General features: G+C 59.3%; 12 protein-coding genes and 1 pseudogene. 4 read left to right on the top strand and 9 right to left on the bottom strand.

Annotated elements, in window-relative coordinates; genetic code table 11:
* Positions 1-32 precede the first annotated feature (32 nt).
* Positions 33-743, bottom strand: coding sequence for an SDR family NAD(P)-dependent oxidoreductase (locus tag LDO41_RS15105; RefSeq protein ID WP_223989493.1), 711 nt, complete (start codon positions 741-743; stop codon positions 33-35).
* A 256-nt stretch (positions 744-999) separates the two neighbouring features.
* Here LDO41_RS15105 and LDO41_RS15110 point away from each other — a divergent pair.
* Both LDO41_RS15110 and LDO41_RS15115 read left to right on the top strand, forming a co-directional pair.
* Positions 1,000-2,601 (top strand): annotated as a pseudogene (locus LDO41_RS15110) (methyl-accepting chemotaxis protein); the annotation flags it as partial.
* Between the two features lie 24 nt (positions 2,602-2,625).
* Positions 2,626-3,576: a cupin domain-containing protein gene (locus LDO41_RS15115; RefSeq protein WP_223989497.1), complete on the top strand. Its 951-nt coding sequence runs from the start codon at positions 2,626-2,628 to the stop codon at positions 3,574-3,576.
* An 89-nt stretch (positions 3,577-3,665) separates the two neighbouring features.
* Here the strand turns inward: LDO41_RS15115 and LDO41_RS15120 are convergent, their stop codons facing one another.
* From LDO41_RS15120 to LDO41_RS15130, 3 genes are all read right to left on the bottom strand, one after another.
* Positions 3,666-6,317, bottom strand: coding sequence for a hypothetical protein (locus LDO41_RS15120; protein WP_223989499.1), 2,652 nt, complete (start codon positions 6,315-6,317; stop codon positions 3,666-3,668).
* A 244-nt stretch (positions 6,318-6,561) separates the two neighbouring features.
* Positions 6,562-7,332, bottom strand: coding sequence for a DUF427 domain-containing protein (locus LDO41_RS15125; RefSeq protein WP_223989501.1), 771 nt, complete (start codon positions 7,330-7,332; stop codon positions 6,562-6,564).
* Between the two features lie 136 nt (positions 7,333-7,468).
* Entirely contained in the window at positions 7,469-7,888 is a 420-nt protein-coding gene (locus tag LDO41_RS15130; RefSeq protein WP_223989504.1) for a VOC family protein, read from the bottom strand.
* A 323-nt stretch (positions 7,889-8,211) separates the two neighbouring features.
* Between LDO41_RS15130 and LDO41_RS15135 the strand changes: the two genes are divergently transcribed.
* Positions 8,212-8,844, top strand: coding sequence for a CGNR zinc finger domain-containing protein (locus LDO41_RS15135; RefSeq protein WP_223989506.1), 633 nt, complete (start codon positions 8,212-8,214; stop codon positions 8,842-8,844).
* Between the two features lie 7 nt (positions 8,845-8,851).
* Here the strand turns inward: LDO41_RS15135 and LDO41_RS15140 are convergent, their stop codons facing one another.
* The 5 genes from LDO41_RS15140 to LDO41_RS15160 all read right to left on the bottom strand — a co-directional run bounded on the left by LDO41_RS15140 (position 8,852) and on the right by LDO41_RS15160 (position 14,456).
* Positions 8,852-9,502 carry a CGNR zinc finger domain-containing protein gene (locus LDO41_RS15140; protein ID WP_223989508.1) on the bottom strand — a complete coding sequence of 217 codons (651 nt, stop codon included), beginning with the start codon at positions 9,500-9,502 and terminating at the stop codon, positions 8,852-8,854.
* A gap of 197 nt (positions 9,503-9,699) precedes the next feature.
* Entirely contained in the window at positions 9,700-11,433 is a 1,734-nt protein-coding gene (locus LDO41_RS15145) for an MOSC and FAD-binding oxidoreductase domain-containing protein (RefSeq protein ID WP_223989510.1), read from the bottom strand.
* Between the two features lie 34 nt (positions 11,434-11,467).
* Entirely contained in the window at positions 11,468-12,454 is a 987-nt protein-coding gene (gene egtD / locus LDO41_RS15150; RefSeq protein ID WP_223989512.1) for an L-histidine N(alpha)-methyltransferase, read from the bottom strand.
* A 5-nt stretch (positions 12,455-12,459) separates the two neighbouring features.
* Positions 12,460-13,704, bottom strand: a complete 1,245-nt coding sequence (gene egtB / locus LDO41_RS15155; RefSeq protein ID WP_223989514.1) for an ergothioneine biosynthesis protein EgtB — start codon at positions 13,702-13,704, stop codon at positions 12,460-12,462.
* Between the two features lie 206 nt (positions 13,705-13,910).
* Complete coding sequence (locus LDO41_RS15160; RefSeq protein WP_223989516.1) at positions 13,911-14,456, bottom strand: carboxymuconolactone decarboxylase family protein; 546 nt, start codon at positions 14,454-14,456, stop codon at positions 13,911-13,913.
* 306 nt (positions 14,457-14,762) lie between these two features.
* Here LDO41_RS15160 and LDO41_RS15165 point away from each other — a divergent pair, with 306 nt between their 5' ends.
* Positions 14,763-15,287: a DUF417 family protein gene (locus LDO41_RS15165; RefSeq protein ID WP_223989518.1), complete on the top strand. Its 525-nt coding sequence runs from the start codon at positions 14,763-14,765 to the stop codon at positions 15,285-15,287.
* Positions 15,288-15,296: the final 9 nt, after the last annotated feature.

Genomic DNA, 15,296 nt, shown 5'->3' on the forward strand with positions numbered 1-15,296 from the left:
TCTCTCCTTGTTGCGGTTGCCTGCAATGCCGATCAGTGGCCGGCGCTCATGCCACCATCGACGTGCATGATCTCTCCCGTGATGAAAGGCGCTTGCTCGAGAAACATCACGGCTTCGGCAACGTCCCGCATCTCGCCCATACGCCCAAGGGGATGCAGCCCGGCGAGTGCTGCGTAGGATTCCGGGGAATGCATTGGCGTCAGGATCATGCCGGGTGCAACGGCATTCACGCGAATCCCTACCTTGGCGTACTCCACTGCCAGTGAGCGGGTTGCGGCGTTGATCCCGCCTTTTGTCAGCGAAGCGAGCATGCAGGGAACACCGGCGAGCGCGTGGTCGACCAACGTTGTGGTGATGCTTACAACGTGCCCGCCATGGCCTTGCTTCATCATCTGTTCGATGACACGCTGCGTAATCAGGAAGAATCCCCGCGCGTTCGTCCCGGTAACAGCGTCGTAGTCATCGATGGTGTACTGAGTAAACGGCTTGGCGATGAAAATTCCCGCGTTGTTGACCAGCGAATCGATACGTCCGAATGCTTCGATTGCCGCCTTCACAATTGCTTCGGCCGTCGCCGGGTGACCAATGTCACCGGGCACGGCGAGAATGTCCGCATCATGCGAGGCCTGGACATTTCGCGAGTTGGCTACCACACGATAGCCGTTTTCGCGGTACGACCTCACCAACTGAGCGCCAATTCCCTGCGATGCCCCCGTAATCACAACCACTTTCCGTGATGACATTTTGTTCGTCTCCGCATTGCGGCCATTACGCCGCGCTACTTGAATCACATAACCGTTAAGTAACCTACATACAGGTAGTTAAACGGATCTATGTTATCTGCGTTAAGTACAAATTTTCACTAAATTTAGCAGCACACCCGGCTAAACCATCCGAAGAGAGTAACCTACGTTAGATTGTTTGCCAAGTTATTGCTACGAGTGTACGCTTACCGGATAAATTTTCGTGCGTTTACGGAGCGGTTACATGTCAATTTCGAGAAGCTTGCTGATAACTCTGACCACGGCACTTGGTGCACTACTTTTTGCCGGGATATTCGGGTTACAGCAGCTTAAGTCTGCCAACGAACGGTTTACGTATCTTCAGGACAAGGTCATACCGACTTTCCTGAGTACGAGCGACGTCATTTCCGAGTTATCGGAACTACGTGCGGCCACCCTCTCTGCCGCACTTTCAACAGACCCCGATCAGCGCCGTCTGCGCAACGAACGCATACGTTCTGCCTACGCCCATCTGGATGCGCTGTTGGCTGACCTGACGAGCGGGCCGTCACTCAACGAGAGCGACCGTGCATTCCGTCATGACGTGACGAGATCGTTCGCCGCATATCGAACCGCCCAGCAGCGATTCACAGAGGACGCCGCGACGCGCGTGGGCGACGACCGCACACATTCGCTGGCATCGCTGTCGTCCGCAACCCGGGATCTGGTCAGCGCGGTCACAAAGCTCAACAGCTATGAGAAGGAGCAAGCCTCTCGCCTGGAGAAAGACAACGATCGCGCGGCAAGGCTTTCGTTCCGACTATTGCTCTCCCTCACGTTGGCCGGCGCCGCAGTGGCTGCGGCCTTGGGTTGGAAGATATTCTTCAGCCTGAACCGTGGCCTGAGCGAAATCCAAGGGACGATCGAGGCGACTCAAGCTTCGCTTGACCTACGTCATCGCGCGCGCGTGCTGGCTTCCGACGAGATCGGGAAGACCGCTGGAGCTTTCAACCGACTGGTGCAGCGAATCGGTGAAGCGCTAGTGGCAGTCCGCGTATCCTCTGACGCCGTCGGTTCGGCAGGAGCCCAGATTGCGGATGTGAATGCCGAGCTGGCAACGCGGATCGAACATCAAGCCGCATCACTGGAAGAGACCGCTGCCACGATCGAGCAGTTGACGTCGGCGGTCAGACTGACCAATGAGAATGCAAGGCGAGTGAGCGACCTTGCCAAAGAGGCACGACTCATTGCCGAACGCGGCCGCTCGGCAGTCACCAGTGTCTTGAACACCATGCAGCAACTGGAGGAGCATTCCGGTCAGGTCGGACAGATTACAGGGGTCATCGAGGGCATTGCATTCCAGACTAATATCCTGGCATTGAATGCCGCCGTGGAGGCCGCACGCGCGGGAGAGCACGGCAAGGGATTCGCTGTCGTTGCGGGCGAAGTGCGCAGTCTGGCCAACAGGGCGTCTACTTCGGCGAGGGAAATCAGGGAGCTGATTGCGGTATCCGCGGAACACACGAAGCAGGGGTCGGAGCGAGCCGGCGCCGCTGGCCGGAGAATGGACGAGGTCAACGAAGCCGCGGCATCCGTCTCGGCACTCATCGACCAGATAGCGGATGCCTCCAATGAACAAAGCCTGGGCATCGAGCAGGTGAACGCCACAGTGACCGAGATGGACCGGGTGGTCCAGCAGACCGCATCGCTCGTCCAGGAAGCAGCAGCTGCGGCGATACTGATGAGAGATCAGGGACGAGACCTTGCGCGCGTCGTAGGCGCGTTCATTCTGGAGGCGCGAGAGCCATCCACCCTCGAGCTGCGTAGAGTTGACGATTCCGGTTTCCCAGCCTCGCACGCGCTTTCGGCGCCCACCTAATCATGCACAACAGGAGTTCCGTGGATGGACTGGCTTAGTCATCTTCTCGACATCATGCGGGTGAAAGGCCGCCTGGAGGTTCGATGCCTCTACGGCAGCCCGTGGCGCGTGAACTACGAACAATCCTCGGCGGGGGAGATGCCATTCCACGTCATCGTGTCCGGCTCCGCAGTACTCGAAGACGGCAATGCACGCCATCCATTGCAGGCGGGCGACGTCGTCATGCTGTCGTACGGCTCCGCGCACGCCCTGCATGACGGAAGCGGCAAGGACCCTTTGAATGCGCGCAAGCGGGACGTTTCCAACATTATCGTCAGCGAGAATCGGGGGAGCGGCGAGCGCCTGGAAATGCTGTGTGGCCGCTTCGTCGTGGATCCTCAGCACGAGCGGCTTATACGGAACTACTTACCGTCCGCGCTGATCGTGCGGGCCGGCGTGGGGTCGACGGACGGTAGTGCGACGGATACTGCAGCCAAGGTCATCGGTCTTGTCGGCTTGATGCGGGGCGAATCGGCGATCGACGGCCTCGGCGGGCTGGCGATGCTGAACGGCCTCTCGTCGGCGCTGTTCGCCCTCGTTTTGCGCCTCGCCAGCGAATCGGAGGCACCGCCCGTCGGTTTGCTGTCGCTGGCAGGACATCCGAGACTGGCGCCAGCGCTGATGGCGATGTTCGATCAGCCGGCGTTCCCATGGACATTGCCCGCGCTGGCGGAACGCTGCAACATGTCTCGCGCAACCCTGGCCCGACACTTCCAGGAGAAGGTCGGTCGCTCCGCAAGCGATCTTCTCACCGACATCCGCATGACCATGGCTGCGGGCGCCTTGCGAAAACCTTCCATGTCCACGGATGCGGTTGCCGAACTTGTCGGATATCAATCGATCGCGGCATTCCGGCGGGCGTTCAAGGATCACATGGGGCATACCCCCGCGGAATGGCGTCGGATGGAAACCGGGATGCCGGAAGAGGATAGTTGACCGGCGCGGTATGGCCCACAGACTCGCTTGAGTAATCCCGACGATCGCGCCTTGCACGACCGTCGGGGCCCCACGAACGTCCCAGCCAATCAAGGCCAGAGACGCCCGACCCAATCCGACCACTTCTGCACGCGAGCGGGATCCGCGCCGAGCTGACTCGCCTTCCACACCCCGTATTGCTGCAACTGCTCCTGCGGCGCGCGCGCGTACATATCAGTGTTCATGGCAAATCCACCGCGCGTAGAGGTCGCCAGAGGTCGCTTGGCTCGATCGACGCAGAAAGCGAAGCCCGCAGTGGGTTCACTTTCTCCGAGATCCATGTTGGCTGGGTCACACCGTCGCCACGCGGCAGGGTCGGTATCGGTGTAGAGCGCATTGAACTGCTTGATATAGCCATTGAGTATCCTCAGGTAGAGTCCCGGCGCAAGGTCATCTAACCGCGCGAATGGCGTGATCGAGGTACCAAAATTGACCGTGGCCTTGTCCATCGCCTGCGTGGGCGTGAGATGCTTCAGGGTCTGCGCCCTGCCGAACCGCCCACGGTTATTGATAAGGCTGCCCGGATCCGTAGCGACATAAAGCGGGATCGCGTTATTGACGTATTGAGCCGCCTTGATTTGGGTCTGGAGTAGCCGGGTTGTGCTCAACATCGACGCATTCTTCTCGGCGGCGCCCGACGTCCCTATCGCGCTGGCAAGGATGTCGTCGAAGCCGGTCAGATATGGCCAATCCACTGGATAGTTCACCCAGTCGCTCTGCGCGCCGGGATTGATCGTCAACTGGAGCTGGTACCAGATGTTCGTCCGGTAGTAGGAGCCCACTTTGTTCCCCGCCTCCCACGCGAGATACCATTCCCGGGTGACATTGCCCGCGGGATCCCAATCGGTCTGATACAGCATGTGTGGTGCCAGGAAGAACGCGCTCACGGTATTGAATGGCCAACCTCGGGCCTCCCCTCTTCCCTTCCAGGTGTTGGCTCCAGCGCTGTATTCGCCGATGAACCATTGCTGGTTACCTTCAAGACCGTACGCCTGCGCCCAGTCCCATTGCCTGATCAGGTTCCAGTGAAAAAGGCTCATCGTCGCACGCTCTATGAACGCGTTCCCGGTGGCCGCCGCTGGCTGGTTCGCGACAGTCTGGCTCGAGACAAGGCTTGCCAGATTCCGCGCGCCAACCTGTGCGCCGAACTCACCTGCGGGTGCGATGTGGTTGCCACGCCCGCCCCCAAGAAAGCCGTACGTCGTCCAGCCAAAGCCGTAGAACATGTCGTAGGCCTCCTTACGCTTGGCAGGCGTGAGGTGGCTCCAATCGCCGTAGGCACCGTTAGGGTTTCGGTTCGCATTGAGCCAGGCATCGATGCGGGACGCAGCGCCGTTGGGGTCCTGGAAGCTGCTTGCCGAGAAGCGTGCTCCGGACACGAACGACCCGGATGAGTCGGCCCCTTCCGGCCAGACGTCCATGGGGTGGATCGTTGGCAACCAGGCGTTCCAGTCCGGATACTGCAACGGCATCGCTACCTCGCGCGTATTCAGCGTCGCGTTCGGGTCCATCACAGCATCGATGTCAGATTGCGTCAGTGCGGGCGTAACGTCCGCCGCATGCTTTCCGAAGATCGCATTCACCGCCTGCGAGGGAGTCTCCAGCACCGCCCCGAGTCCCGCGCCCGCTGCCCATTCGGCAATCGGCCGGGCATCCAACCCCTCTCCGGGCTGATAGGGAGGATTCCATGGAGCCGCCTGTGCGACGTGCGGAACCTCCCTTTGCGAGTACCTCAGATACGCCGCAATCTGCCGGCCCTGCTCTTCGCTGAGCCCATGGAATTTGCTGCGCTGGATGATGGCGAAGTTGGAGTAGTTGAAATACTGCAGATCTCGACCCGTCGCACTATGGCAGGACGCGCACGCCGCCCTGATCTTGCGCTTCACGATCGATGATTTGAAGATCGTGCTCTGTGCATTCCACAATGCGGCCCCCGCAGTGACGTCGGTGGACCAGCTCTTACCCGCGAGTTTCTCGGCACCGATATCGGCAAACCTGACGGAATTGGTTGCGAGGTTCTTTCCCTGAGCGTCCCGCAGCTCCAAACCCAGGATCCGATAGCCGTTCGACTCTCCGTCGGTGCCGTTGAATCGGAACTGCACCACATTGCGCCTTGGGGATGCGACCAGCCTCGCCTTCATTGCCGCATCCAATGGCAGAGTGAGACGCACGGTATAGAAGCCCCCGTGATCCAGCCCGCCTTGCAGACGCTCGACATCTGCTAGGCGCATGTTCGTCTCGTCGACATCCAGCCATGGGATTGGCGACGCGGCGCTATCCACGCTACCCCCCAGAACGCGCATGCTCGCTTTGACCTTCGTGACTGGTTCGGCGGTCGCTTCGAACTCCGGAGCACCGAAGAACGCGCATCGATGACACATGAACCAGAGTTGATTCACATTGGCCAATTGACCGGCATCGACCGTCAGTTCGGCCTGAGCGATTACGGGAGACGACGGGCGGCCGTCCCCCAACACCTCGATTGGCAACTGAAGCGTTCCGTCTGGTGCTGTGCCCCCCGACTGCGCGTTTCCTCCGCCACCGCCCGCCGCGCCGCCGCTCCCCGTCGTACCGCCCGTACTGGCGGACGTGGGTGCAGTGGCATTCGGCACATCGGCTTGACCTCCATCGCACGCGGCGACAAGCGCCGAGCAGACCATCAGCGCGACGATCCTGACCTTGTAGTATGCATTCCTCGACAAAATAATTCTCCGGTGTTCGGTAGTTTTTTAACTGCGATGAGTAACCTACCTAATTCCATAACACCGGTAAACCGTTCCTTTGCCTTCTGCTAAAAAAATGCACGATGTAGCAAATAGACTACATCGTGCGTTAAAAGAACTACCATGAATTAGAAAAATATAACGCTAATAACGAACAGCGTTGATATCAACTTACATTGCAGTAACCAATGAAATTTCTCGAATTAAAATCTAAGTAGAAAAGCTATTGCGAGCGATCCATGCCCCCGCGGCGCAGAATCTCATCAGGATCCAGCGCCCTGTCAACGCCATGCGGTGTCACACTCTGCCCGGGCTCCATCAGCAAGATCTTTCCATCCAGCGACACCACGACCTTGTCCGGCTCGAAAGACACAAGGTTCGATACCCTCTGGACCTCTGGCCATGCCTGCGGATACGACCATGCGGCTTTCTTGACACCGTCGATGTCGTAATAGCTCGCAAGCCCCTTGTAGGGGCAGAAGGTCTGGCCTTCAGTCAACACGAGCGCCGACATATCGACGTCATCACGCCGCACATACCATCGCGGAGCAAACCCCGACTCGAACAACACCACGGGGCGCTTTGTATCCGCAATGACTCGATCGCGGAGCTTTACCTGCAAATGACGGGAGCTATCCCTGATATCGATGCGGTGGTATGGATCGGCGGCATGACCCACGATGCGCTCATCTTCCTCAAAGAAAGCATCCATTGCCCGCCAGGCGAATGCCACGCGATTGCGAAACTCTGCGGCGAAATCGGGCGCGGCGGAATGTTGCCATGCGCTGTGCGGTGTACTGTTTCCGCCTGACGTGACAGCAAACCATTCGGTGCTGCCGAGATCCCGATGCTGGGTGGCTCGCTCCTCCTTTACCAACACCCCAGAGCGAATATCCGCCACAGGAAAATAGGCGACGGGATAACGCGCCGGTTCGTGGAGCAACAGCACATCTTCGCTATCCGCAATCCATTCATCGCGGAACCTGACTCGCATGCGCCTACGCAACGGTTCCGCGAACAACAACCGGGCGGGAATAGGTTCGGGTGCCAGAAGCCGGCCGACCGAGGCGCCCCCAAGTGGGCCTTGTTGCCATGAGAGTCCCATGTCATTACCTTTCAGGAAAGATTGATCACGACGCGCGGTAGCCGCGCTCCTGCAAGATCCAGCGGTTGCCATCGACATCGGCAAACTCGGCAAAGCTCGCATAGTCGCGACGCTGAGGATCCAGCCCGGGGGCGAATCCCCCCGCCCAGGTGGCAGCCGGATCCTTGTGGGTGCAGGCACTGACCGGTACCCCGCATTGAAGCAGCCGCTCTCGTTCTGCCGCGAGGTTGTCCGTCACAAGAAAGAACTTTCCGCCACCCGCACCGCCGACGGCCGGCACCAGATGGATCGAACAGGCTGAGCCGGGAGGCGTTAGCTGAACGACGCGGAAGTCGTCCGTCGGACGATAGTCCACATCCAGATTGAAACCAACCTGGTCTTTGTAGAACGCCAGGCTTCGATCCACGTTCGACACCGCCAGCAAGACGACTTCCAGCGAAAGCATTTCAGACTCCGATCAAGATCTCGCCATGCTCGAAGGTGAGCATTGATGAAGATCCTAACTTTGCGTGTGGCACTTTACAAGTACCACTTCCATGAAAATAACTTTCCTCGTACACTTTGGTAGGTTATTTAACTATCAGGGATCGTGGCACCGGAAGAAGTGTTCTGCGGTGAACTTCGATGTAAATATTGCCTGTTCTCGCACCAGGATTGTTGCCGCCCATTCAAGGGAGATTGGTGCCCCCGCAGACGCTTGATAACCGGCTCGGATCGCGCTCGGCCATCCCTATGGTCAGAGCGAGAATCCACGCGAGAGGGAGAGAGATGAACTCAAGACCATCACCATTACTGATCGGCAATGCGACCGCGCTGGACTTTCTCAACACGGTTGTGAGCCTGCCCGGCATGACGATCGATTTTCTGGAGACAGGCGCGTCACTGCTTTCGTGGATGACCGAAGCGCGTGTGATCGACGCCGGGCGGGCGGAAGAGATCAGACGTGCTTGCAGCGATCAGGAACTCGACAAGGCTGCCGCGGAGGCGCAAGCACTACGGGAATGGTTCCGCGGCTTCGTCATGGCACGGAAAGGTCGAAAGGTGATGGGCTACGATCTTGCTGCACTGCAGCCACTCAACGACGTCCTGAGGATGGACGACAGCTTCACACGCCTGATCCCTGGCACGCGAACACCGGGCTATCCATATCAACTCGAAATGGTAAGACGCAACAGCGCCCATGCGGGATTGCTGATCACGCTCGCCGAGACGTTGGCGCGGTTTGTATGCGCCGATGCGATGGAGCGTACGAAGTCTTGCGAAGGGTCTGGCTGCACGCTAGTGTTCGAGGACCGGACACTGACACGTACACGGCGTTGGTGCAGCATGTCTCTTTGCGGCCCGGCGGCTCACGCTGACCACCAGCCCGAGCCGCGAGCGTTGCGTTCTTCAGCCTGGTAGCCGCGCGTCAGGCATCTTTCTGCGAAGCCCGGACCCGTGCGCGATGCAATGCCTGCTTTGCACGATTTCCGCAAACAGACATGCTGCACCACCTGCGAATATGTCCGCGGCTGGTATCGAGAAACAGCACTGTGCACGCCGGGCCTTCACAAGCCTTCACGTACCGGAAATCCGCCCCCGACACCAGGTCAGCCAAAGACTTCGCGATGGGCAGCAGCAAGGAATCCGGGCTGCGCCAACGGCGCTGGGGCGTGAACTCCAGTCCTGAAGGAATTTCGTCGGACGCTCCGGCCGCGTCTCGCACAGTCAGTTGTCCGTACACCTCGTCCCGGGCAAGAATCCTATTCAGCGGCTCCAACTCACCGATGGCTGCCCGAGTCAGTTTTTTCCCCATATGCCGGCGTACGAACGCGCGGAACCACTCTCGTAACGCTCTTGCCTGCGCCGCTACCGCATCCAGTTCGCCAGGGCCGGCATTCTTTCCAATCTCCTGCAGAACGTCGGGATGCACCAACTTCGCCTGCTCGAGCCAGCTCAGGAACTCGCCGCCTGTGGATAGCCACTCGACTTGCGAGTCCACAGGCACAGCCACCGAATTCAGGAAATCCAGACCGAGTGAGTCAGCCAGGAACATGGCATCAGGAAGCTCATCAGACATGTCTTTTCGTTCCGCTACTTCGTTCGACGATTTACGGCCCATTGTGATGGAGGTAAGTAGGTTACTGGTTGGTAACCAATCTTACCGCAAATCACGGGGTAACCGACAGACTTCTTTTAACGAGGTTAGTGCGAAAACCGGGTGCGCGACATCGGTGAAATCAAGGATGCCGGGCGCGATGACAGTCGAGCGCCGAGTTAAAGATCTATGTGCGTATCGGACGTCGGCTTTGCACAACAGAGCAGTATGGTCCCTTGCGCAGGCAACGCGACCGGTGCCGGTGCGTATTCGATGCCACCGTCGAGCTGCCGTACCTGGCAACTGTGGCAAACGCCGGTCCGACATGACCACCGAACGGGCACCTCACACGCCTCAGCCAATTCCAGCAGGCTTTGGTAACGGTTACTCCAGCGCACCGACAGACCACTTCGAACGAAATGAATTGCGTGCCCCCCTTCGCTATTGCCAGCAGGGGGGTGAGGCCTGTGGAACTGTTGTGCCGCGCCTCCGAATCGCTCACTGTGAATGCTTTGAGGGTCCGCGCCCCAAGCTTCCAGTTCGGCGGAGAAGTCACGCATAAAGGCCGCCGGCCCACAGAGGAAGAACTCCGCATCCTTAGGCACACCCTGCTGCTCGAGATGCAGGATACTCAGCCGCCCGATGCCGTCGAAACCGTCGCCGAGCGCGTCGCCTTCCCCCGGCCGACTATATGAGATGAATGATCTGGCGCCCGCTATTCGCGCAAGCAGAATTTCCACTTCCTGGCGAAATGCATGATGTCTGCCGTCTCTGGCGCCGTGGAACCACCACACCTCGCGATCGCACAGCCGACGGGTCGACAGCGCGTGCAGCATCGCCAACAAGGGCGTCACACCGACCCCGGCACTGATCAGCACGACTGGACCTTCCTCTGGGCCCAGGACAAATTCGCCTTGCGGGGCGGCTATCTCCAGAATGGCGCCGACGCGGACCTCGGCGTGCAGGTATCGGCTGAATGCGCCCAATTGCTCGCGCTTGACGCTCATCCGATATCGCCCCTCGTTGACAGGCGCGGAAAGCGAGTACATGCGAGCCATTCCGGTGCCAGACGTGTCGGCCGGCTGCCTTACCGCGATGTGCTGACCAGCTTTGGCTGCCGGCAACGGGGGCGCGTCCACAGGCTCGAGCCAGAAGGAACGGACGTCGGCGCTCTCTCGAACGATGCTCGCCACCCTTGCCTTGCGGAAGCCGGCCCAGGCGAGGTCTCCGCGCTTGAGCGAATCGAGCGCTGCATTGCCGGTCACCAGGCCGTCCGCCTTCAACAGCGCCGCAAAGGAATCCCGCCATCCCACGCTGAGCGCGGGGATCCGAAGCGCTCTGGTTAACGACGCCACAGGATGACGACTCGAGTACAGAAGGCTGTCGATATCGGCTACCGACATCTTCTCCGGCCCTTCAGCCACCTTCACGATGTCGTCCCCCGCACCAATCTCCCCTTCCTCGATCACCCGCATGTAGAAGCCCGGGCGCCGATGGGAAACGAGTAGTGCCGGAAGCTCGGGATGCCCCATACGAATGCCGAGTCTGTAGCACGTGACGCGAGGTTGGGTGACTTCGAAGAGCGCCGAACCGATCCGGTAGCGATCGCCAATGTTTACGTCGGCATCCTCCAGACCCTCGACGGTCAGATTCTCTCCGAACTGGCCGTAGTCGAAATCGTCCCGCTCCAGCGCCTGGCTCCAGTACCGATATGACGAAAGCTGGTAGACCAGGACGGCGCGTTGTTCGCCGCCGTGCCCCTGGCGGTCAGCTTGCTCGTCTCCCGCGATATTGGTACGCCCCACGTGGACTCGCCCCTGAAGGGGCGTCTTCCATATGGCCGTACGCACCGTCTTTCCGTTCCATTCGACTTCGCGCGGACGTCCTACATTGACCGACATCAGTTTGCTCATCCAGTACCTCCGCTCGACTCATTGCAACCTTCCGCTAAGGCGCAAATCTCACCGGTTTGACTTCAGCAAGGAGGACGGCAAACTTGTCGTCAGGGTCACTCCACTCTTCCAGAGGTGTCCACCCACCAGCGCGCAGCAGCAGACGCGCGTCGCGAGGGCCGTACTTGATGCTGTTCTCCGTATGAATAGTGTCCCCAGCCCTCATCTGAAAGCGCCTTCCGGCCACGGAAAACGCGACGGCCTCCCTGGCCTCAAGGTGCATCTCGATCCGGGACTCGGCTTCGTTCCATCGCGCAACGTGTCGGAATGCGTCTACCGGTATCGTCCCGCGCAATTCGCGATTGATGCGGCGCAAGAGGTTCAAATTGAACTGCGCCGTGACTCCGTCGGCATCGTCATAAGCAGGGATCAGGACACCCGCCTCCTTGATGCGATCAATACCGATGAGGAGTTGCGCCCCTTCACCGAGAGTGGTTGCCATCGTCTGCAGCAAGCGCACAGCCAGAGGTGGCACCAGGTTACCGATCGTCGAGCCCGGAAAGAATCCCAATCGGCCCCGGCTCCTGATGCTGGGTAGCGTCAGCGGCTTGGTAAAGTCGGCAACGACGGGATGAATGGGCATCGATGGAAATCGATGCGACAGTGCCACCACCGATGACATCAGAAACTCGCCACAGATATCGATCGGTACGTACGCCGCCGCTTCCACCGCCTCGAGAATCAGGGGCGTCTTGGTCGAGGAGCCGGAGCCGAACTCGATCACATCGCGGCCGTAGCCGGTGAGGCTGGCGATATGCCTGGCGTGCGCGCACAGGATTGCGCGCTCAGTTCTGCTGGGGTAGTACTCAGGTAGCCTGGTAATTTCCTCGAACAACTCCGACCCGGCTCTGTCGTATAACCAGCGCGCGGGAATCGCACGATGATGCAACGCAAGGCCCGAAAGAACGTCGTGCTCGAACGACGATCCGAACATCGAGGCCGACTCATTTGCCACAACCGTCAAATCCAAATCAAGCTCCATGATCCTTAAATGTCTTTTGCCAGGCGGAGCCCAGTGAACTGCCAACGCTGGTGGGGATAGAAGAAGTTTCGATAAGATGCCCTGATATGTTCGCGAGGCGTGGCGCAACTTCCTCCACGCAGAACATACTGGCCCGACATGAATTTGCCGTTGTATTCGCCTATGGCACCAGCCGCCGTACGGAACCCGGGATAGGGCAGATAAGAACTCGATGTCCATTCCCAGACATCGCCGAACATCTGCCGAAGTCCACGACCTCGGGTGGCGGGACGCGGCGCCACCGCACCGGCACAATCGAGAAGATTCGCATCAGAGCCTTCCAGCGCTACCGCTACCGCTGCCGATTCCCACTCCGACTCTGTCGGTAGACGTGCATTCGCCCACCGGGCGAATGCGTCCGCCTCAAAAAAGCTGATGTGGGAAACCGGGGCCGCACGCTGCAGTTCAGACAGGCCATCCAGTCCAAAGTGGGACGCCCAACTGCCCTCGCTCGAACGTCGCCAGTATTGCGGTGCTTCGATGCCGTTGTCTCGCACCCATGCCCACCCGTCGGAAAGCCACAAGGTCGGCGTCGTATAGCCGCGGTCGTCGATAAACTGCAGCCATTCCTCGTTCGTGATGAGCCGGTCTGCCAATGCATGAGGTGCTAACCACGTTCGATGGCGTGGCATTTCGCAGTCGAACGCGAAACCAGTCCCTTTGTGTCCGATCTCGGTCAACCCCGGGCGACCCTCGACCCATGCCAGGGGTGTCACGGACGCGGCGACGCGCGGTACAAACTCGTCCGACCAGGCCTCCGGATATAGCGGATTTCTCGAAAACAGAAAGAGGACGTCCGTCTGCAGGAGTTCCTGGTGCTGCTCCTCGTGCTGGCATCCCAATTCAAGCAGATCCATCGCGGACGAAGGCAGCCAGTCGAGCACGGCCAGCATCTCCTGCTCGACGTACGATCGATAGTGGCGAATCTCGCTCAGCGACGGACGTGACAGAATCCCGCGCGACGCTCGCTCCAAGCGGGGGCCTTCCGCCTCGTAGTAGCTGTTGAACAGAAAGTGATAGCGGCGATCGAAAGGCTGATAGTCACGAACGAACTCCCGCAATAGAAAGGTCTCGAAGAACCAGGTGGTGTGGGCCAGATGCCATTTCGCGGGAGAGGCATCCGCCATTGGCTGAATACTGCTGTCTGCGTCGGAGAGGTTCCGCGCCAGATCCTGGGTCAACGCCCGTACGCGCATGAAGCGCTCTTTCATTGCTCTCGTCACGCTCAGTCTCTTCAGCTCGGTAGAAACCGCCTGGAAACAGTAGCGCGTGCGGGCATCACCATGCCGCCGGCCTGACACCAGACATCGACCACGGCGAAATAATAACCATCATAATTATGCATTGCAAGTTATCTTGATGAGGTCTAGATAACTTGCAAACCGAGCGAGAGGCGCGGCCTCTCGCCCCCATCTCGTTATCCGATCGTGGGTACCGAAGGAAAGTCGATGGCGGTATCGTTGATGCGGTTGAACACGTTCGTGAACACCGTGACTGCAATGGCCAGGCTGATCTCGACCAATTGTTGATCGGTGTAACCTGCCGCCTTCACCGCGTCGAACTGCTCGCTCGGCAGAGTGCCGCTCGTAGAGGCCAGGGTACGGACAAACGCCGCCAGCGTGTCACGCCTGGCATCGCCCGTCGGCCGACCGGCACGAAGTTGCACAAGGGTGTCCGCGCTCAGGCCAGTCAGCTTTCCCAGCAGAGAATGCGCGGCAATGCAGTAATCGCAGCCCGCCACCTCGCTGACGACGAGTTTGATGGTCTCCTGATCCTGTTTCGACAGGCTCCCCTTTGACAGTACGCCATCGGCTGCCAGCACCGCCCGCAGCGCCGCGGGACCGTGAGCACCAATGCTGGCGAACGTGTTTGGCACACTGCCGGCTGCCTTCTTGATCTCCGCAAAGACCTCGGCAGTTGCGCCGGTGGCCGATTCGACAGCGGGGGTATGGATGCGGCTCATGGCAAAGCTCCTTTTTCAAAGTCAACCAACGTTAGGTGTGACTTCACTATAAGCAGACGCCATGAGTCTGGTAACACTTCGGAAGCTCGAAAAGCTGCCCATCCGTCTCGCGTCACGGTTACCTATTGATAACCTTCTTAAATTGCGTTCGCAGGTTAGTGGACGTAAGATTTCCTCGCACGCCAGCTTTAGCTTCGGCTTGATACATTCGGGCATCTTTTCGAGGCGTTCGAGCATTACGTGTATCACGCCTGACAGCCATACTGACCTCAATCGCGAATGCGAACTGTCGAAAGGAAAGAAATCATGGACTACGTTTTAGATAAGTTGAACCGATCGAGCCTCCTCAAGGGAGACATCGATTACCACCTGCTCCGCGCGGCGATGGTGATCATGTTCGCGTGGTTTGGCTATGACAAATGGTTTGACGCCGAGATCCGAGGATTGCTGCCGCTAATCACCAATGGTCCGCTGACGTTCTGGATGATTCCAGTCCTCGGCATCGGAGGCACGAGTGTGTTGCTGGGCACGGCGGAATGGACCTTCGGGACGTTGCTGTTTCTGGGCTTCTGGAACAAGAAGCTCGGTGTTCTGGGGGCGCTCGGCTCTACGTTCACCTTCATTACGACGATAACGATCATGCCGTTTGCGCCCGACGCATGGGAAGCCGGTGCGGGAGGCTTTCCAGCCATGACGATCGTCTCAGCCTTCCTTCTGAAGGATCTGGTGCTGTTAGTCGTCTCGGTCTATTTGCTGAAGCAGGATCTCGTGCGCGTAATCGCCGCGCGGACGCGGCCGATGCACAGGAAGCTCGCGCCGTCCTCGAACTGATTGGCTGGC

The organism is Cupriavidus pampae (assembly GCF_914271485.1).
Classification (GTDB): Bacteria; Pseudomonadota; Gammaproteobacteria; order Burkholderiales; family Burkholderiaceae; genus Cupriavidus; species Cupriavidus pampae.

Bases quoted from the DNA above. Each gene is read 5' to 3' on its own strand.
- LDO41_RS15105 (WP_223989493.1), bottom strand. From the start codon at position 743: ATGTCATCACGGAAAGTGGTTGTGATTACGGGGGCATCGCAGGGAATT.
- LDO41_RS15115 (WP_223989497.1), top strand. From the start codon at position 2,626: ATGGACTGGCTTAGTCATCTTCTCGACATCATGCGGGTGAAAGGCCGC.
- LDO41_RS15125 (WP_223989501.1), bottom strand. From the start codon at position 7,332: ATGCGAGTCAGGTTCCGCGATGAATGGATTGCGGATAGCGAAGATGTG.
- LDO41_RS15130 (WP_223989504.1), bottom strand. From the start codon at position 7,888: ATGCTTTCGCTGGAAGTCGTCTTGCTGGCGGTGTCGAACGTGGATCGA.
- LDO41_RS15135 (WP_223989506.1), top strand. From the start codon at position 8,212: ATGAACTCAAGACCATCACCATTACTGATCGGCAATGCGACCGCGCTG.
- LDO41_RS15140 (WP_223989508.1), bottom strand. From the start codon at position 9,502: ATGTCTGATGAGCTTCCTGATGCCATGTTCCTGGCTGACTCACTCGGT.
- LDO41_RS15145 (WP_223989510.1), bottom strand. From the start codon at position 11,433: ATGAGCAAACTGATGTCGGTCAATGTAGGACGTCCGCGCGAAGTCGAA.
- egtD (WP_223989512.1), bottom strand. From the start codon at position 12,454: ATGGAGCTTGATTTGGATTTGACGGTTGTGGCAAATGAGTCGGCCTCG.
- egtB (WP_223989514.1), bottom strand. From the start codon at position 13,704: ATGAAAGAGCGCTTCATGCGCGTACGGGCGTTGACCCAGGATCTGGCG.
- LDO41_RS15160 (WP_223989516.1), bottom strand. From the start codon at position 14,456: ATGAGCCGCATCCATACCCCCGCTGTCGAATCGGCCACCGGCGCAACT.
- LDO41_RS15165 (WP_223989518.1), top strand. From the start codon at position 14,763: ATGGACTACGTTTTAGATAAGTTGAACCGATCGAGCCTCCTCAAGGGA.